This window comes from Marinirhabdus gelatinilytica (genome assembly GCF_003353425.1).
Lineage (GTDB): Bacteria > Bacteroidota > Bacteroidia > Flavobacteriales > Flavobacteriaceae > Marinirhabdus > Marinirhabdus gelatinilytica.
In genome coordinates this window covers 89849-109079 of record NZ_QRAO01000002.1, presented here as the reverse complement: position 1 = coordinate 109079, position 19231 = coordinate 89849, and the positions used below count along the sequence as shown (strand labels likewise).

17 protein-coding genes are annotated in these 19231 nt (G+C 42.5%); 13 read left to right on the top strand and 4 right to left on the bottom strand.

Annotated elements, in window-relative coordinates; genetic code table 11:
• Positions 1 to 16: 16 nt before the first annotated feature.
• From C8D94_RS06540 to C8D94_RS06525, 4 genes are all read left to right on the top strand, one after another.
• Positions 17 to 1075, top strand: coding sequence for a nucleoid-associated protein (locus C8D94_RS06540; RefSeq protein WP_115123137.1), 1059 nt, complete (start codon positions 17 to 19; stop codon positions 1073 to 1075).
• Positions 1076 to 1216: 141 nt separating this feature from the next.
• On the top strand, positions 1217 to 2116 hold the full coding sequence (locus tag C8D94_RS06535) for an ABC transporter ATP-binding protein (RefSeq protein ID WP_115123136.1): 900 nt from the start codon (positions 1217 to 1219) through the stop codon (positions 2114 to 2116).
• Positions 2117 to 2121: 5 nt separating this feature from the next.
• Positions 2122 to 2961: an ABC transporter permease gene (locus C8D94_RS06530; protein ID WP_115123135.1), complete on the top strand. Its 840-nt coding sequence runs from the start codon at positions 2122 to 2124 to the stop codon at positions 2959 to 2961.
• A 74-nt stretch (positions 2962 to 3035) separates the two neighbouring features.
• Positions 3036 to 5471 (top strand): T9SS type B sorting domain-containing protein, encoded by a 2436-nt coding sequence (locus C8D94_RS06525; RefSeq protein WP_115123134.1) that lies wholly within the window; start codon positions 3036 to 3038, stop codon positions 5469 to 5471.
• Positions 5472 to 5667: 196 nt separating this feature from the next.
• Here C8D94_RS06525 and C8D94_RS06520 read toward each other — a convergent pair whose 3' ends face one another.
• On the bottom strand, positions 5668 to 6843 hold the full coding sequence (locus C8D94_RS06520; RefSeq protein WP_115123133.1) for a GlmU family protein: 1176 nt from the start codon (positions 6841 to 6843) through the stop codon (positions 5668 to 5670).
• A gap of 146 nt (positions 6844 to 6989) precedes the next feature.
• The gene (locus C8D94_RS06515; protein WP_115123132.1) at positions 6990 to 7274 is read right to left on the bottom strand and encodes a type B 50S ribosomal protein L31; all 285 of its coding nucleotides are present in this window, start codon (positions 7272 to 7274) and stop codon (positions 6990 to 6992) included.
• Positions 7275 to 7460: 186 nt separating this feature from the next.
• Between C8D94_RS06515 and C8D94_RS06510 the strand changes: the two genes are divergently transcribed.
• The 7 genes from C8D94_RS06510 (at position 7461) to C8D94_RS06480 (ending at position 14696) form a co-directional block, all read left to right on the top strand.
• Positions 7461 to 7991 (top strand): DUF4199 domain-containing protein, encoded by a 531-nt coding sequence (locus C8D94_RS06510; protein ID WP_115123587.1) that lies wholly within the window; start codon positions 7461 to 7463, stop codon positions 7989 to 7991.
• A 12-nt stretch (positions 7992 to 8003) separates the two neighbouring features.
• Complete coding sequence (locus C8D94_RS06505) at positions 8004 to 8957, top strand: glycosyltransferase family 2 protein (protein ID WP_115123131.1); 954 nt, start codon at positions 8004 to 8006, stop codon at positions 8955 to 8957.
• 156 nt (positions 8958 to 9113) lie between these two features.
• Positions 9114 to 10832 carry a phospho-sugar mutase gene (locus tag C8D94_RS06500; protein WP_115123130.1) on the top strand — a complete coding sequence of 573 codons (1719 nt, stop codon included), beginning with the start codon at positions 9114 to 9116 and terminating at the stop codon, positions 10830 to 10832.
• Positions 10833 to 12659 carry an ABC transporter ATP-binding protein gene (locus tag C8D94_RS06495; RefSeq protein ID WP_115123129.1) on the top strand — a complete coding sequence of 609 codons (1827 nt, stop codon included), beginning with the start codon at positions 10833 to 10835 and terminating at the stop codon, positions 12657 to 12659.
• 506 nt (positions 12660 to 13165) lie between these two features.
• The gene (locus C8D94_RS06490; protein WP_115123128.1) at positions 13166 to 13720 is read left to right on the top strand and encodes an RNA polymerase sigma factor; all 555 of its coding nucleotides are present in this window, start codon (positions 13166 to 13168) and stop codon (positions 13718 to 13720) included.
• A 21-nt stretch (positions 13721 to 13741) separates the two neighbouring features.
• A complete protein-coding gene (locus tag C8D94_RS06485) occupies positions 13742 to 14257 on the top strand; it encodes a hypothetical protein (protein WP_115123127.1) in 516 nt (171 codons plus the stop codon).
• 7 nt (positions 14258 to 14264) lie between these two features.
• Positions 14265 to 14696: a hypothetical protein gene (locus C8D94_RS06480; protein WP_115123126.1), complete on the top strand. Its 432-nt coding sequence runs from the start codon at positions 14265 to 14267 to the stop codon at positions 14694 to 14696.
• Positions 14697 to 14701: 5 nt separating this feature from the next.
• On the opposite strand, the gene C8D94_RS06475 is transcribed toward C8D94_RS06480, so the two are convergent.
• Together C8D94_RS06475 and C8D94_RS06470 are read right to left on the bottom strand one after the other, a co-directional pair.
• A complete protein-coding gene (locus C8D94_RS06475) occupies positions 14702 to 15694 on the bottom strand; it encodes a DUF695 domain-containing protein (protein ID WP_245946215.1) in 993 nt (330 codons plus the stop codon).
• A 118-nt stretch (positions 15695 to 15812) separates the two neighbouring features.
• Positions 15813 to 16853, bottom strand: a complete 1041-nt coding sequence (locus tag C8D94_RS06470; protein WP_115123125.1) for a sialidase family protein — start codon at positions 16851 to 16853, stop codon at positions 15813 to 15815.
• A 107-nt stretch (positions 16854 to 16960) separates the two neighbouring features.
• On the opposite strand from C8D94_RS06470, the gene C8D94_RS06465 reads away from it, so the two are divergent.
• Positions 16961 to 18169 (top strand): RsmB/NOP family class I SAM-dependent RNA methyltransferase, encoded by a 1209-nt coding sequence (locus tag C8D94_RS06465; protein ID WP_115123124.1) that lies wholly within the window; start codon positions 16961 to 16963, stop codon positions 18167 to 18169.
• 6 nt (positions 18170 to 18175) lie between these two features.
• Positions 18176 to 19225, top strand: coding sequence for an endonuclease (locus C8D94_RS06460; RefSeq protein WP_115123123.1), 1050 nt, complete (start codon positions 18176 to 18178; stop codon positions 19223 to 19225).
• The last annotated feature ends 6 nt before the right edge of the window (positions 19226 to 19231 follow it).

Sequence of the window (19231 nt, the reverse complement as noted above, 5' to 3'; positions counted from 1 at the left end):
AGCCTTTAACCTTTCCATGATAAACCTATATAACACCCATATAGCCTCCCTTTCCATTCACCGTGTAGGCAACAAAAGTCGCAACGAAGGTATTTTCCTATCAGCTTCGCCCTACGAGATGGACGACGAGATAACACCTTTGCTCAAGGAGTTTTTCCTGAAACCGTTTCGGGACAAGGAAGAGAACTACTTCAACTTTCAGCACGAGGCAGATCTCGAGTTCCACGATTTGTTCAATATAGTCTCAGAAGGATTTGCCAATCCGGACACCATCCACGAGCAGAGCAAGAAAGTAGCGAGATACCTTTTTGACCAGTCCATGCACCCACATATTAAAAGTGGTGAAGTATATATCGCATATATGGAAAATCTTCAGCTGGATAATGAAAAAGTGGATGCTATAGGAATCTTTAAATCTGAACTGAAACAGGATTTTCTTCAATTTTCAGAAAGCGAGAACCAGTTGGATGCCGTGTTGCAACAGGGTGTAAACTTGAACAAGCTGGACAAAGGAGCTATCATTTTCAACAAGAGTAAGGAAGAGGGATACAAAATACTTTCGGTAGACAGTAACCGCTACGATGCCCGCTATTGGTTGGAAAGTTTTCTAGGGGTCGAGGCATTGGCAGACGATAATTTTTACACAAAAAAGTATCTGAAATTCTGTCAAGATTTTGCAAAAGACGTAGTACTACCCGCCGAGGACAAGCAGCAAGAAGTACTATTTATGAACCGTGCGGTGAACCATTTTGCCAAGAACGATAATTTTGAGGAAAGCCTTTTTGTGAACGAGGTTTTGGACAACCCAGACCTTATCCCAGAATTCAAGCACTACAAAACCGAACAGGCCCCTAAGTACAAAATCGAGGACGTAACCACTTTCCCCATTGCAAATACAGCAGTTTCGGCAGCACGGAAAAAAATAAAGAACGTGATCAACCTGGATACCAACATCCAGATAAAGATGGATTTCATAAACCCCGAGAGTGCCGAAAAATTCGTTGAAAAAGGCTGGGATGAGGAAAAGCAGATGTACTATTACTTGGTGTATTTCAACAAAGAGCAGAAATCCTGAGAAAGGTTGTGCTTTTGTATAATCTCAAAAAAGACAGGTTTCTTTTTTGGGGTTTGGAGCTTGAAATTTGGGAGATATATAATTGTAACAAATTGCCTCCTCGTTCGTCATACTTTTAGCTAATCTCCAAAAACCATTCACTTGGAAACAATCCTTACCTTAAACAATCTCACCAAAAAATTTGGTCCCATTACCGCCGTGAACAATCTCTCTTTCAGTATTGAGAAAGGGAACGTTTACGGAATCTTGGGGCCCAACGGAAGCGGGAAGTCCACTACACTTGGCATTGTACTTAATGTTGTAAATAAAACCAGCGGCGATTATAGCTGGTTCAACGGAACCGAATCTACACACGAGGCATTGAAAAAAGTAGGTGCCATAATTGAACGCCCCAACTTTTACCCGTACATGACCGCGGCCCAGAATCTGGAACTCGTATGTAAGATCAAGGGTGTAGACACCTCAAAAATAGACGAAAAGCTTAAAGTGGTCGAACTTTACGAGCGTAAGCACAGTAAGTTCAGTACATTTTCCCTGGGGATGAAACAACGCCTTGCCATAGCCTCGGCATTATTGAACGATCCTGAAATCTTGATTCTGGACGAACCCACCAACGGTCTGGACCCGCAGGGAATACACCAAATACGTGAGATAATAAAGGTGATAGCCAGCCAAGGAACAACTATCCTGTTGGCCTCGCACCTCTTGGATGAAGTAGAAAAGGTGTGTACCCACGTAGTAATTCTCAGGAAAGGGGTTAGTCTTTATAGCGGAAGTGTTGAGGGGATGAACGCCAGCCACGGCTTTTTTGTGGTGAGCGCTGCCAACAAACAGCAATTGCAGGCCGAGCTTTCCACAAACCCAGCTTTTGGGACCATAAAGGAAGAAGGCGAAAATTTGGTTGCGTATTTAAATGAACCTATGGATGCCTCAGAATTCAACAGGCAGATGCACGCCAAGGGAATAGCCCTGTCGCACTTGGTAAAACGTAAAGAAAGCCTTGAAGAACAGTTCCTAGAAATCACCAAAAACCTCAACTAACCACTATGTTACGACTACTCTCCATAGAACTTCAAAAACTACGATACAACCGTTCGGTAAAAGTAATATCGATCGTGTATTTCTCGCTCATACTCTTTATCTCGGCCATTGCTTCTATTGAATTCGATTTTGCGAACGTCAATTTCAGGATAGCAGATCAAGGAATTTTCAACTTTCCGTACATCTGGCATTTCAACACCTATATCGCGGCAATACTCAAGATATTCTTGGCCATCGTGATTGTTTCCATGATGAGCAATGAGTACAGCTACCGAACGCTCAAACAAAATTTAATTGATGGTTTGAGCAAGAGAGAGTTTATCATCTCAAAATTCCTTACGGTCGTTCTGTTTGCAATAGTTTCAACCGTATTTGTTTTTATAGTCTCGATGATCTTGGGCTTGGTGTTTTCAGATTATAAGGAAATGGGTATTATTTTCAGCGACCTAGAATATTTGTTCGCATACTTCATTAAACTGGTCGGGTTCTTTTCGTTCTGTATGTTTTTGGGTATTTGGGTAAAACGTTCGGCATTCGCTATTGGTTTCCTGGTAATTTGGCAAATTTTTGAAGGTTTGGTAGCGATACTCTTCCAGTACATTCGAGTAAAGACTGAAGTAAATCTTTTTGAAACCGTATACAATTTTTTCCCATTGGACGCTATGTCCGATCTCATAAAAGAACCCTTTTCGCGACTGGGCGCCGTACAGTCTGCCGCCAACCAATTGGGCGAAGAATTTACCAAAACCTACGAGGTTGGGTTTATGCCCATCCTAATCGTGAGCATTTGGACGCTATTGTTTGTTTACTGGAGCTACGTAATCTTGAAACGTCGCGATTTATAAATTATCGTAAACTGTAAGGCTATGGGCGCATTGGGTACTAAATATTCCTTATATTTAGCTACCAATCCTTCAGTATGAAAAACCGCTACCTTCTTTCCATTTTATTACTCATTACCTGTGTTGCAACAGCTCAAGAAATCGGGCAGTTTCAACAATTTAACGGGCGTTTCGATTACACAGGACTTGGAAACACCCTCAACCTTGCTGAAAACAATGGAAATGCCCCTTGTGAAATATTGACTGAAAGCAGCGCAGACCTCACCCTGCAACCGGGACAAACGGTAGTAGCGGCCGCCTTGTATTGGGCAGGATCTGGCGAGGGTGATTTTGAGGTGGCGCTTAACGGAAACCCTATTATTTCTGAAAGGAATTTCAGTTATATTTTTGATAACGGAACCACCACCTACAACTATTTTGCTGCCTATGCAGATGTAACCAGTATCGTGGCTGCCACCCTCAATGGAACCTATACCCTTTCTGAACTCGACCTCACGGAGGACATCATTCCTTTTTGTTCTGCCAATGGCGGCACGGGGACCAATTTTGGGGGTTGGGCTATGTATGTTATTTATGAAGACGCTTCCCTACCCCTCAACCAAATAATCTTGTTTGATGGACTGGAAGGGGTTTCGGCCTCAAATCCGCAGATAAACATCCTCTTGGAGGACTTGAACGTACTGGACAATACCGGTGCCAAGATCGGGTTTTTGGCCTGGGAGGGAGATCAAGGTATTGCCGTAAACGAAACCCTATCCATTAATGGAAATATTTTGAGCAACCCACCGCTAAATCCATCGGACAATCAGTTTAACGGGACGAATTCTTTTACAGGATCCAATGTTTTGTATAATATGGATCTTGATGTGTACAGCATTGAAAACAACATAAACCCTGGTGACACCACGGCAGATATACAAGTGACCTCCGGGCAGGATTTGGTGATGATAAATAATATTATCACAGTACTTAACGTAGAATTACCAGATGCCACTATTATGATTGACGAAGTTACAGGAGCCGACGATTGTGGCGACCGTGACATTACGGTAGACTATACCGTTTTTAACGTGAACAGTACGGGGGAACTTCCTGCAAACACGCCCATTGCGTTTTATGCAAATTCCAGTTTGGTAGGGCAAGCAGCCACTACAATGGTACTGCCTATTGATGGATCGGAAAGTGGTACGATAGATCTCACCATTCCGGAAGCCATTCCCGCCGATTTTTTATTAAGTGCTTTTGTGGACGACACTGGTGGCGGTGTAGGTATTGTAAACGAACTGGATGAGACCAACAATGGCTTTACGGTAGAGGTAAGCTTGAAAGTGTTCCCAGACGTTTCAAACCTTGAGGACCTAGAGCAGTGCGATGTAGTGGGCACCGAAACGTTTGACCTAACAGAAGCAACCGAGAATGTAACCGATGCAGATACCATTACTTTTCACTTAACTGAAGACGATGCACAGAACGACATAGACCCTATCCCCAATCCTGGAGACTACGAAAATATTGAAAACCCACAGACCATTTGGGTACGTGCCTCCAATCCAGATTGTTTTAGCATAGGTAGCTTTATGATAGAGATAACAGTGTGCCCCCTGCCGGACGCTACCATTGCCATTACCAACAATCTCAATGCTTGCCGCCAAAGAGACCTCACTATTATGTATACGGTATTCAACACTCTGGGTACGGCACCATTACCCGCAAATACTCCCATTGCATTTTATTTAGACGGCACACTGGTGGCACAGGCCGAAACTGAAAATGAAATCCCCGAAGGTGGTAGTGAGCCAGGGGTCTTGGTGCTCACCCTGTCTCCCAATGTACCCAACACGTTTACACTATTGCTCGTGGTGGACGACGATGGGACAGGCAACGGTGTTGTGTTTGAACTGGATGACACCAACAATACGTTTGAAATTGATGTGACCTTTGGAGAAATCCCGCCCATTGGCCCCTTGCCAGATATACTGGAATGTGACCAAGGCAACGACATGGCGCAATTTGACCTAACAGAGAATGAAGAGTTAATCTCTACAAATAACAATGATACCATTACCTATTTCACTTCGGAAGAAGATGCTATTGCAAACATTAACCCAATATTAGACCCTGAACTGTACACAAACACCAGCGATCCTCAAGAGATATTTGTGCGTTTGGAAAATGAAATCTGTTTTACCATTGCTTCTTTCCTGCTGGAAACCGAAAATTGCGAACCTACCATTCCGGAGGGTATGTCCCCCAATGGAGACGGGCTTAATGATGTATTCAAAATCCAGTTTTTACTCGATGTGTTTCCAGACTTCAACTTAAAGATTTACAGTCGCCACGGCAACCTTATCTACGAAGGGGGTAATGAAGATGGACTCTGGGACGGGATTCCGAATACTGGAATCCTACAACAGGACAAGGTAGTGCCTGTTGGGGTATACTTTTATGTGCTACAGCTTAACGACCCTCAGTTCCCTGATGCCTATTTAGGAGATTTGTATGTTAATTATTGAAAGCAATTGTAATTCGTCTGTTCGAGTGGGTTTTTCGACTGAAATGAGAAAAATTTATATCGAGAACTTGTTAGTGGCTGGTAAATATTAATTTTCTTAAGTGATCTTTACACGATTTTCAAATCTCAAAATCAATCAATAAATTAGATGGACAATTTTTATATACAACAAGTGTAAAATTCAAAACCATAATGGATCAGCCTCGCCTCCACTGCGCAGTTTCCTCAAACACGTGTTCCAGAATTTTTGCATCCTCTTCAGTAAAATCTACTCCGCGACGTGCCATCACTATTTTTGCCACCTCAAATGCCCTGTTGGTTTTATAGGTTGTGGTACCACCGCTTCCGCCCCAACTAAAACTTGGGATAAAATTTCTTGGGAATCCGCTACCAAAAATATTGGCACTTACACCAACCACCGTTCCCGTATTGAACATAGTATTGATACCGCATTTGCTGTGGTCCCCCATCATCAACCCACAGAACTGAAGCCCCGTCTTGGCAAATCGTTCGGTCTCGTAGTCCCAAAGGCGTACTTCGGCATAATTGTTCTTTAGGTTGCTATTGTTGGTATCGGCACCCAAGTTGCACCATTCGCCTATTACAGCGTTGCCCAAAAATCCATCGTGCCCTTTATTGGAATACCCCATGATCACAGAATTGTTAAGCTCTCCCCCAACCTTACTGTGGGGTCCAATGGTGCAGCCTGTGTAAATCTTGGCGTTCATCTTTACGGTTGCATGGTCGCACAGGGCAAAAGGTCCACGTATCATGGCACCTTCCATAATTTCTGCATCTTTACCTATGTAAATAGGGCCTTCAGAAGCATTTAGGGAACAGAGCGGGAGTTTGGCTCCTTTCTCGATAAATATGAGCTTTTCGTTAAAAGCAACTGTTTTTTCCGGAATGGGTTGGCTTTCCCTTCCTTGGGTAATGAGCTCGAAGTCTCTTTTTATCGCTTCGTGGTTTTTCGAGAAAATATCCCACGTATGCTCAATCCTAAAGATATCGTCATGGGTGTATTGTATTACATCGTAGGTATCAAAATCTACTTCTTGCTCTTCCGCAGTAAAAAAAGCTATGGGTTCGTCTTCATAAAAAACCGCTTGGTTATCTGAAAGATTTTTTACCATATTAGCCAAATTTGGTGAGGGAACAAAAGATGCGTTTATCAAGACATTTTTCTCCAGCTCCACCATGGGCCATTTTTCGGAAAGATACTCCTCTGTGATGGTAGTGGTGGTAAAGCCCAGGTGTTTTTCCCATTTCTCCCGCAGGGTGAGGATACCCACGCGAATATCTGCCACGGGACGGGTAAAGGTAAAGGGTAGTAACTGGTTGCGCACACTGCCGTCAAAGAGGATATAGTTCATTTTCGAAGTACGATTTTTTGGTTTGATCCAAAAATAAAGAACTATTGTCACAAACTAAGGATGTTGGCTTAATTTTAAGCAAAGCAACAAAAAAAGCCTTCGATTTCTCGAAGGCTCACTAATATAGTAACTAAGAAGGAGTTGGCTTACTCGCTATCTTTTGCTTCTTCTTTTTTCGCAGGTTTCTTGAACTTTGCGTACTTGTTCTTAAACTTGTCGATACGTCCAGCGGTATCGATAAGCTTAGACTTACCAGTATAGAACGGGTGAGACGCTCTTGAGATTTCCAATTTTACCAATGGGTACTCTACACCATCAACCTCCAAGGTCTCTTTGGTCTCTGCGGTAGATTTTGTCAAGAAAACCTCGTCGTTGGACATATCCTTGAACGCTACTACTCTATAATTATCTGGATGTATATCTTTTTTCATCGTCTTATCTTTAATTCTCCGATTTTTGAGTGTGCAAATGTAAGGATTTTTATAAATGCCACAATACAAAAATTTATTTTTTTGGAGTTTTATATATTCCACAACAAAAATAGTGTTTTGTTGGTGGCGTGTAACAATTGTTTATTTTTGGGTACTAACATAACAAACCAAAAAACTTCAACAAAAATGGAAACTCAAAAAGCTTCAGTTAAAAAAATCGCATTGCCCTATGGTGCAGTATTAGGACTGTTCACTGTATTATTAAGCGTAGTTGTATACGTGATGGATATGACCTACGAACAGCCTTGGTGGCAAGGAGCAATAGGTTTTATTGCGATGATTATATGTATAGTACTTGGAATAAAGACTTTTAAAAAAGAAAACTCAGGCTTCTTGAGTCTTGGAGAGGCCATTAAGGTTGGGCTGGCAGTTGCAATCGTCGCTGGAATTTTCGGGGTTATCTTCAATATTATCTTTATGAATGTTATTGAACCAGACTTCACGACCAATATGCTTGCCGCTACCGAAGAGAACATGATCGAACAAAACCCGAATATGACACAAGAGCAAATAGATATGGCCATGAGTATTTCTGAAACAATGATGAGTCCCTTGATCATTTCAGCCATTTCAATAATCATGACGCTTTTCTTCGGATTCATCATCTCCCTCATTTCAGGTTTGGTAATGAAAGTAAACAGACCCGCACATATTTAGTATTTTTGCTGAATGAACCTATCTATCGTTATTCCACTTCTCAACGAAGAAGAATCACTTACAGAACTGTACCATTGGATTGCAAACACCCTGCAGCCCGATGGTTTTTTGTACGAAATCATCTTTATAGACGATGGCAGTACCGATGGCTCTTGGGAAATTATAGATACCCTTGCCTCCCAACACCCCGAGGTAAAAGCAATTAGGTTCCTGAAGAATTTCGGCAAATCGCAAGCACTCCACGCAGGGTTCGCACTTGCAAAAGGCGACGTGGTCATCACCATGGATGCCGACCTGCAGGACAACCCGGAAGAAATACCCGAACTCTACCAAATGATAACAGAGCAGGGATACGACCTGGTTTCGGGCTGGAAAAAGAAACGGTTCGATTCGGTTGTCTCAAAAAACATGCCTTCAAAACTGTTCAACTTTGCCGCCAGGAAAACATCGGGTGTAAAGCTCAATGACTTTAACTGTGGGCTTAAAGCCTATAAAAAGGATGTTATTAAAACCATTGAGGTCACTGGAGAGATGCACCGTTATATCCCAGTGTTGGCAAAAAATGCAGGTTTTAATAAGATAGGCGAAAAAGTGGTACAGCACCAAGCACGAAAATACGGTACCACGAAGTTTGGCGCCGAACGTTTTATCAGGGGCTTTTTAGACCTTATAACCATTTGGTTCGTGTCCAGGTTTGGGAAACGCCCTATGCACCTCTTTGGTGCTTGGGGTGCCGTGATGTTGTTCGTGGGTTTCTGTTTTGCACTATATTTGGGCATTGACAAGCTGTTTATCAACAAGACCGGAAGACTCATTGCCGAACGGCCAGAGTTTTTTATAGCATTGACTGCAATGATCTTGGGAACCCAATTGTTTTTAGCCGGCTTTATTGGCGAATTGATACTCCGCAACAAAAAAGACTCGCCCAACTACCGCATTAAAGAGCGGCGAAATGTGGTGGTTTAGCTTTGTGCCGTAAGCGTATGGGTGCTGCTCCTCAGCTAGTTTTAAAATATACTCAAAACTTACCAAGTCACCAATCCACGATTTCATAAACCAACCAATTCCCCAACCCATTTCATTTCCGTATTTTTGCACCATTAAAGACACTATACAACATACATGGTTTACGTAGCTCCTGAAATTTTAGAACGTGTAAATGTTTGGCTCACCCCAACCTTCGACGCCCAGACCCAAAAAACTATAAAAGAGATGATAGCCCACGACCCGCAGGGACTGGAAGATAGCTTTTATAAAAGCCTAGAGTTTGGCACCGGGGGTATGCGAGGTATCATGGGCGTAGGTGACAACCGAATTAACAAATATACCCTGGGCAAGAATACCCAAGGAATTTCAAATTTCCTTAAAAAACAATTTCCCAACAAACAGTGCAAAGTAGTGATTGCCTACGATTGCCGCCATAACAGTAAGGAATTGGCACAAACAGTGGCAAAGGTTTTTGCCGCAAACAACATTCAAGTCTTTCTTTTTTCTGAACTACGCGCCACGCCAGAGCTCTCCTTTGCCGTAAAACATTTGAACTGCCAGTGTGGTATCGTACTCACTGCAAGCCACAATCCGCCAGAATACAATGGTTACAAAGTATATTGGGAAGATGGTGGCCAGTTGGTACCTCCCCAGGATGCCAGGGTGATCGCTGAAATAAATTCGCTGGGCTACGATGCCATCAATTTTGATGGAAATGAAGCTGCCATTACCTTGATAGATGCTGAAATTGATGAAGCATTTGCTGAAGCTTCGGTAAAAAACGGAAGTTTCAATACTTCAGTAGCAGCAAAGGAACACTTAAAAATTGTGTTCACTTCGCTGCATGGAACCTCCATTACTATGGTTCCGAAGGTATTGGAAAAAGCAGGATACACAAATGTTCACATTGTTGAGGAACAAGCCACTCCAAACGGAGATTTCCCTACGGTGGCCTCCCCGAACCCAGAAGAACCGGAAGCACTGGAAATGGCTCTTCAGCTTGCCAATGATAAAGATGCGGACATTGTTATAGGTACAGACCCTGACTGCGACCGTTTGGGCATTGCAGTGCGAGACAACGAGGGTGGTTTGACCATCCTTAACGGAAACCAAGCTATGGTACTCATGACCCATTTCCTCTTAACACAGTGGAAAAAAGAAGGAAAACTGGATGGCGCGCAGTTTGTGGCCTCCACGATTGTTTCCACCCCCATGGTAAGGGCCATTGCCGAAGATTTTGGAGTGACCTACAAAGAAGGCCTTACAGGCTTTAAGTGGATTGCCAAGATGGTAAAGGATTTCCCAGAGCTACAGTTTGTGGGCGGTGGTGAAGAAAGCTTTGGTTTTATGGTGGGCGATTTTGTTCGCGATAAAGATGCCGTGACCGCTACTCTATTGGCCTGCGAAATGGCCGCGCAACGCAAAGCACAAAACAGCACCTTATACACATACCTTCAGGAGTTGTTTAAAGAGTACGGCCATTACAGTGAGGCACTTATTTCAGTCGTAAAAAAAGGTAAAAAAGGAGCAGAGGAGATTGTACAGATGATGAGGAACCTTCGGGAACAACCGTTTAATGAAATTGCTGGCAGCCGTGTGATCACCTTAGAGGATTACGACACGGGCAAAGCGAAGGACTTGACCAATAATTCAGAAAAGATTATTGAGATTCCCCGTTCCAATGTCTTGATATATTACACAGAGGACGGCAGTAAAATTGCCGCTCGCCCCAGTGGTACAGAGCCAAAGATAAAATTTTACATAAGCGTGCACACGCCCCCGGGAACCCAAAATGCCGAAGAGATCCTTCAGCAAAAAATAAAAAACATACAACAGCAATTGGCTGTACACTAGATGAACTATTTCAAAAAAATACTGCGCTACGCCTATCCGTACAAGAAATTTGCGTTTCTCAACATTTTCTTCAACGTATTGTATGCGCTGTTTAGCACCCTTTCTTTCGTGGCACTTATTCCTGTGCTCGAAATTATCTTCAGCAAGGAACGTACCCCAGTAAAGGAACCCGTTTACGAAGGGTTTTCCAACGTGAAGGACTATTCGCAGGAATACCTCAACTATTTTATTATTGAAAACATCAACAAATACGGTGAGTTCAAGGTGCTTATGTATATGGTAGGGATTATCATTTTACTATTTCTGCTTAAGAATTTGAGCAATTACCTTGCGATGTTCTATTCTACCTTTATGCGTAACGGTGTCCTTAGGGATCTCCGTAACGATCTGTACAGTAAGGTGATTTCGTTTCCCCTGGCTTTTTATTCTGAAAAGCGGAAAGGCGACACCATTTCGAGGCTGAGTGGCGATGTGGACGAAGTGAAAAATTCGGTGCTCTCCGTACTGGAAATGATAGTTCGCGAACCGTTGACCATTCTGTTCTCATTGATCACCATGCTTTTTATTAGCCCGAAACTTACGCTCTTCGTATTCATCTTTTTGCCCATATCCGGTTTTTTGATTTCTCGGGTGGGTAAATCGTTGAAAAAAGGCTCATTAAAGGTACAACAGGAACAAGGAACCTTTCTCTCCATTCTGGAAGAAACCATGGGTGGGTTGCGCATTATTAAAGCCTTCCATGCAGAGCGAATATTTCAGAATAAATTCGAGGACAGTAACCAGCGGTTTTATAAATATTCCAATAGCGTGATGAACCGCCAGAATTTGGCCTCCCCATTAAGTGAGCTACTGGGGATTATTACTATTGGTATCCTCTTGGTATACGGCGGTTATTTGGTATTTGTGGACAGCACGTTGGAAGCCAGTTTCTTTTTAGGATACATTATGCTAGCCTACAATATTTTAACCCCGGCGAAAGCCATTGCAAAAGCGAGCTATTCGGTCAAACGTGCCGATGGTTCTGCACACCGGATCCTCGAACTCTTGGAAGCCGAAAATACTATTACAGATATTGAAAACCCAGTTCACAAAAAGGAATTCGACGCTTCCATTAGTATAAAGAATATTTCCTTTAAATATGAGGACCAATACGTATTGAAAAACTTCTCATTGGAAATCCCGAAAGGAAAAACCGTGGCGCTCGTTGGACAATCCGGTAGCGGCAAGAGTACCATAGCCAATTTGTTGACACGTTTTTACGACGTGAACGAAGGAAGCATAGAGATAGACGGGGTGGATATTCGAAACATATCCAAAGAATCCTTGCGAGGCCTTATGGGAATTGTATCGCAGGACTCTATCCTTTTCAACGATACGGTAGCCAATAATTTAAAATTGGGAAAGCCCACAGCGTCTAATGAGGAACTAAAAGAAGCCGCCGAGATTAGTAATTCCTACGAATTTATAAAACAACTTCCCGCGGGCCTTGACACCAACATAGGTGATGGAGGAAATAAGTTGAGTGGCGGCCAGAAACAACGCCTTAGCATTGCCCGAGCCGTGCTAAAAAATCCACCCATTATGGTGCTGGACGAGGCCACCTCTGCCCTGGATACCGAAAGCGAGCGCCTGGTACAGGATGCCCTTGAAAAAATGATGCAGCACCGCACCTCTGTGGTAATTGCCCATAGGCTCTCCACCATACAAAATGCAGATACCATTGTGGTCCTGAACAAAGGAGAAATTGTAGAAAAAGGGAAACATGAAGAACTACTCGCCAAAGAAGGCGTATATCATAGCCTCGTAGAAATGCAGAGTTTCGAATAGGGTACTCACCAAACGTACTCGTTATATTTTTGGCATAAAAAAAGAGCGGTTGGGGCTCCGCTCTCTTTTAATGTTATAGTGCCACATTTGGGGCTCGCGACACTATACTTACATAAGTAATTAATTATGATGTAAATATAAACGGATTTTTGGAAACTCCAAAAAAAAATTGCATTTAATCGAATATATATTGCTTTTTATCGATGTTTAGTTGTTTTTGCAGTTTTTATTCCTACAAAAATTTATTTTAATTTTAAGGAAATAAAAAAACGGGTCAGCCCCCGCTAAGACCCGTTTTTAGTGTGCTCGCATTACGCTTGGGGCTAATAATGACGAACTATACATAAGTAGTATGGAGTAAAAGTAATCCTTTTTTCCTACAAAATAAAATTTTTAAGCATTTTATCGGATATTTTTGTTTTTTATCGAAAATCAATAAGCGTATTGTCATAAGGTTAAACCATTTATGAAATCAAAAGTCCTATATTTAAATTAAATACTAGCTAGTGGTTCAAGAAAAAGAACTCGTTGAGTTACTACAAGCGCCTTCAGAAAAAGAAGAAGCGTTCAGGATATTGGTATCTACCTATAAAGAACGATTGTACTGGCATATACGGAATATCGTAAAATCCCACGACGACGCAGACGATGTACTACAAAATACCTTTATAAAGGTCTTCAGAAATATTGATAAATTTAAGGGTGATAGCAAATTGTATACGTGGCTGTACCGCATTGCCACAAACGAAGCTATTACCTATATAAAGAAGCGAGCCAAGAGACAGGGCATAACAAGCGAAGAATTACAACAACAAACCCTGGAACGCCTGGAGACCGATGTATATTTTGAAGGCGATGCCATACAATTACAATTACAAAAGGCCATTGCCACGTTGCCGGAGAAGCAGCAACTCATTTTTAATATGAAATATTTTGAAGAGCATACCTACGAAGAGCTCTCAGATATTTTGGATACCACGGTAGGCGGGCTAAAGAGCAGCTACCATATTGCGGTTAAAAAGATAAAAGCACATTTACAAACCAATGAAACCATTTTGTAAATTAACAGTCCAACCATAGCTATGGAAGAGAATAAAAACAAATCCGGTTTTACAGTCCCCGAAGGATACTTCGAGGCATTGGATGCTCGTGTACTCGCTAAGCTCAAAGAAGTGCCATTGCCTGAAAACAATGGCTTTACCGTCCCTGAAGGGTATTTTGACGCTGTTGAAGATACCATACTCAAAACCAGCAAAACTGCTGGCTGGGAGGTTCACGTTACCAAAACTCCAAAACAGCAAAACAGTACCAACAAATCAATTTGGTACAGCATAGCGGGAATTGCCGCAGTCCTTGCCGTGGTATTTACCCTGTATCCCTTTGGAAATGGCACCGTATCGTTGGAGGATATAAACAGTACGTCTATTTCGGCGTATCTGGAAGAGGGTTCGTTAGAACTCACCCCAGACGAAATTGCAACATACCTGAACGACGAGGATTTTGATGCGCTTATGGTCGCTTCCGAAGAAATTTCAGAAGAAAATTTGAGCGAATACCTATATAACAACTTAGATGACAACTCATTACTCATAGAATAACTTACTCATGAAAAAAGCACTCATACTCCTAATCCTTTGCTTTACCACGGCACTCTTTGCCCAAAGCAAACACGAGAAGATAAAAGCCCTAAAAGTGGCCCACATTACCAAAGAGTTGGACTTAACGACCAAGGAAGCCGAAGAGTTCTGGCCTATTTACAATGCAAGTGAGGAAAAATTGCATGCACTGCGAAGGACCGAGCGTAAAGAAATCATTAAAAAAATTAAGGATGATTTTGAGTCCTTGACCAATGCTGAAGCAACAGCCCTCATAGAAAAAAGCATTACCATTAAAGAGAAGGAGTTGGAAACATTTAGGCAATTGGTAAAAGACCTGAAAGGAATCATCCCCCCAAAAAAAATCATCCTTCTCCGCAAGGCCGAAGAAGATTTTAAACGGCAACTTTTAGAACGGTTTAAGAAAAAAAGAGGGAATTGATTATACTAAAGATGGGTGTTTGGGTTAAAACGCTGAAGGGACTGCCAGTACTTGTCCTTAAAAATGTCTACTGAAATACTAAACCTATCTTTGTACTGCATTGAAACCCTATCAGCCACTTTCGAGGGTTTTCTGAAATCTTTACACACAAAATAAATAATGCGTTCGCCATCTGCGGTATGCCTGCCTATGTTCAGAAAACCATCTTTATCTTTCAACTCTTTTAACAAGTTTTCTTCAATAGCATCTAATTCAGTAAAGGTATTCTCATCTGGCATTCCAGAGTCGTTCTTTGGCTTATACAAAATTGTAAGCACCATAACCCAAGGATGCGAGGCCGTACTGTCCCAAGAAAGTAAATCGGTATTTATGATCGCAATAAGGGGTTTCCCATTAGGAAGCTCAGCTTGTAGGCTATGGTAGGTGTCGTTTTCTGTACTATGACGTACGCCTTCGTATTTTTCTACAAATTCTTTCTCTCTCCAAACCAAGTAATCCTTCAGTTTTGAGATGGGAACTAATTCTTTTTCAGCCTCTGCAACATTTGTCACTGTTACATTATCCAAAATTGTTATTGAGTTTAATTCCCCTAAATAATTATCCAGAAAAATATAAACCCCGTTGGTTATTTGAGGCTCTTCATGCTCTGTAAACGAATCGTAACAAATGGTTATATCAATTTCATCCGGAAACTTCTTGTTTTCATTCGCATAAAAAGACAGAGTTGTTGCATCAAATTTGAACCCAGCCATTTCAATCCCAAAATCTGGAATATCAACCGGTGGTTTTAAGGCAGTAAATTTCCCGCCCTCCAAATCAGGAGCAGCGGCTATCAATTCTTCCACAAAATTGGAAATAGTCCTGTCTGGGGTTATGATAAGTTCGGCGGTTTCCTCATTCATCATCCCTGTCAACAAATTATAGCCCGAACGCAAATTGGCAAGTTTTGGATTTAATTTTTTCAAAAAATCACGTTCAATCCAATGGTGCTGTTTCACAACTGCGTGGAATTGTTTTTCATGCTGCGTAAACCAGTCCAAAAATTCTTGGTTCGTTGAAATTTGAGGTTCATTTTTTTTTGAAGATCGATGAAAGTAGTCCCATACAGTTGGCGGTTTATTTAAAAGTAAGCTTTGAGATTCTATTTCGCCCACTGGCAAAAGCAACCGAATCGTTTACAAATTCGAGCGCATAAAATCCTTCGGTTGAAAGTTCTTGCCAGGTTGCACCTTGGTCCGGACTGTAAGAAATTCCGGGAGAGCCCACGGCCACTAGCCCCTTTCCCTTGGTTCCCGGCACAAACCGAACCGAAGAACGGTACCCAGGCCCCTTCCCGTTGCTTAGGAGCTTCCAAGTTTTACCCCCGTCACGGGTAATAGCCTTATTACCTTCGTTAAAGGATTTATCTTCCCAGTTTCCACCAAAGACAACGCCCGTTTTTTCATCATAAAAATCTACACTGTAAATACCCGTCATTGCTTTTCCTTGTATAATAGGGGTTTCAAAAACCTCCCACGTGGCACCTTTATCGGCGCTATGGAAAATTCGGGCGCGCTTTCCGCCCGAGACCAGCCAAGCATGGTCTCCAAAGAGTGCAATGTTGGAATTACTCGCAGCAAATGCCGCTTCGCCTTTTTCGGTTTTGGGCAGCTTGTCGCAGGCTAATTTTGCCCAAGTATTGCCCCCGTCCCTTGTTATGATTATGGAGAGACATCCATCAGTAGGATCACCCATGGCGATACCTTCTTTTTGGTTCCAGAATGCCATGGAATCGTAAAAAACGGTTTCGGCCTCCTCAACATACACTTCTTCAATATTTGTGGCCACCCTTTTGTCCACGCCTATTTTATACAAAACGGCAGGATTGGCAACGCTTAGCACAAAAACCGCTTTTTTGGTCTTGGCGATAGCACGAAATTCAAGAACGGTATCTTCATACTGAATGCTTGCCAGTTTAGGTGTTTTCCCATCTATGAGCCCTACCCTACCGCTATTGGCAGCAAACCATACAGCATTTTCATCCAGTGGAGCAATGGCCCGTATGCTCAAACTATCTACAAATACTGGGGTTATGGCTACCGTGGAGAAAGAGTTTTCAGTTTCTGAAGTACAAGAGATGGTTAGCCCTATTGCTAACAGCAACACTAAAATACGCATGCTAAAAAGGTTTTTTCAAAAGTAATGAAAACGTTGGGATTGTAGTACCTTTGCACCGCTGTATTCCGAAGCATTTTGCTGAAAAGGGATACAAAATACACAAACCCATGAGATTACACAGAAACCTTGTATTTGCAACCATAGACTCGCTTCATTTAATCTTTAATGAAAATAAGCAAGCAGACAAGGTATTGCGCAACACCCTGAAAAGGGATAAACGCTGGGGCTCGCGCGACCGAAGTTTTATTGCTGAAACTACCTACGACATTGTACGCTGGAGACGCCTCTATGCTGAAATTGCCGAAGTAAAGATGCCGTACAGCCGCCCCAACCTTTTTAGGTTATTCACGGTATGGGCTACCCTCAATGGTATAAAAATCCCCGATTGGCCACAATTTGAGGACACCCCGACACGACGTATAAAAGGTAGGTTTGACGAAGCCATACAAACTCGAGCTCTCCGGGAGTCCATCCCAGACTGGTTGGACCAATTGGGTGAAAACGAAATGGGAAAACTTTGGGATAAGGAGATTGCTGCCCTTAACCACCAGGCAACGGTTATTTTACGCACAAACACATTAAATACCACGGTGAAAGAACTACAAAACTCACTTTTGGACGAAGATGTGGAAACAGCGACCTTAAAAGGATACCCACACGCCCTGCAACTCAAGGAGCGCTCCAATGTGTTTACTACTGAAGCATTCAAGAAAGGTTGGTTCGAGGTGCAGGACGCCTCATCACAGCGAGTGGCTCAAGTATTAAATCCAGAACCCGGAATGCGCATTGTAGATGCTTGTGCAGGAGCTGGGGGCAAAAGTTTGCACATGGCCTCATTGATGGAAAATAAAGGACAAGTGGTCGCTCTGGACATCTACCAAAACAAGCTTAACGATCTAAAACGCAGGGCCCGTAGAAACGGTGCACACAATATTGAAACACGACTTATCGATTCCACCAAGGTTATTAAAAAACTAATTGGAAAGGCAGATAAGGTCTTGATAGACGCCCCATGCTCTGGTCTTGGCGTTTTAAAGAGAAACCCGGACAGTAAGTGGAAACTGAATCCTGAAAAAATCCAGAACATCAAGGACACCCAGCGTGAATTGTTGGATTCTTACTCAAGAATGGTGAAAGATGGTGGGCAATTGTTGTATGCTACCTGCTCCATTTTACCTTCTGAAAATGCCGAACAGGTAAAAGCATTTTTGAATCGTGAGGAAGGAAAAGCGTTTACATTACTTTCCGAAGAAAATTTGTACGCCCATAAAACTGGTTTTGATGGGTTTTACATTGCATTACTCCAAAAAAAATAAAAACTTATGAAAAAGATAATTTTATTCCTTTTAGTTCTTACCTCAACGCTGGCTCTGGCACAACAGCCTTATTATGATGATGTAGACGTAACCCTGACAGGTCAAGCGCTCTACATTGAACTACAGAATAAAATAAGCAACGCAAACCCTAGTTTCAATTACGGAGATATTAGGGACGTGGTAAAGATAACCGACGAAGACCCAGACAACAGTGCAAACGTCTTGCTAGTCTATGGTTCCAACGATAATGATGGCAATTGCACTACAGATCGAAGCCGAGACAAAGATGACTTTGGTGGCACGGGTTGCGATTACAACAGGGAGCATGTCTTTGCCACTTCTAATGCAAACCCCGAAATGGGGAGCCCCAGCAACAGCACTACGGGCATTGCCGCAGACCCCCACAACATTCGCCCAAGCGACCAGCAAATGAACAACAACAAGGGAACTAAAAGGTTTGCAACCGGCTCTGGCCCTGCTGGTGATGTGGGAAGTGGAGATTGGTACCCTGGAGACGAGTGGAAAGGTGATGTAGCCCGTATGATGATGTATATGTACACTCGCTATGGTGACCGTTGCCTACCCTCTTTGAACGGAAACAGCCCGTTGCAAGGCAGTACCCAGATGTTACAAATATACCTACAATGGAATGTGGACGATCCCGTTTCAGAAATGGAAGACCAGAGAAACCCGTATCTTCAAAACGTATATGGCAACCGAAACCCTTTTATAGACCAGCCGGCTTTGGCAACGGCAATATGGGGAGGCCCACAGGCAGAGGATAGATGGAGCAATCTTTCAGTTACTGAAAACAATATTATAGATGTAAGTGTGTATCCCAATCCAGTACTGGACAACGTTTTTGTAAGCACCAGCACTTCAGTTCCGCTAGAAGAAATTTCAGTATATGACGTTAATGGAAGGTTACTTCAAACCCTTCAATCAAATGATGATGACATCGCAAAGATCAACACCCAAGGAATGCAATCAGGCATTTACTTTTTAAAAATAGTTTCGGCAAACGGTACTATTACAAAGAGAATTAGCAAACAATAGTTTCAG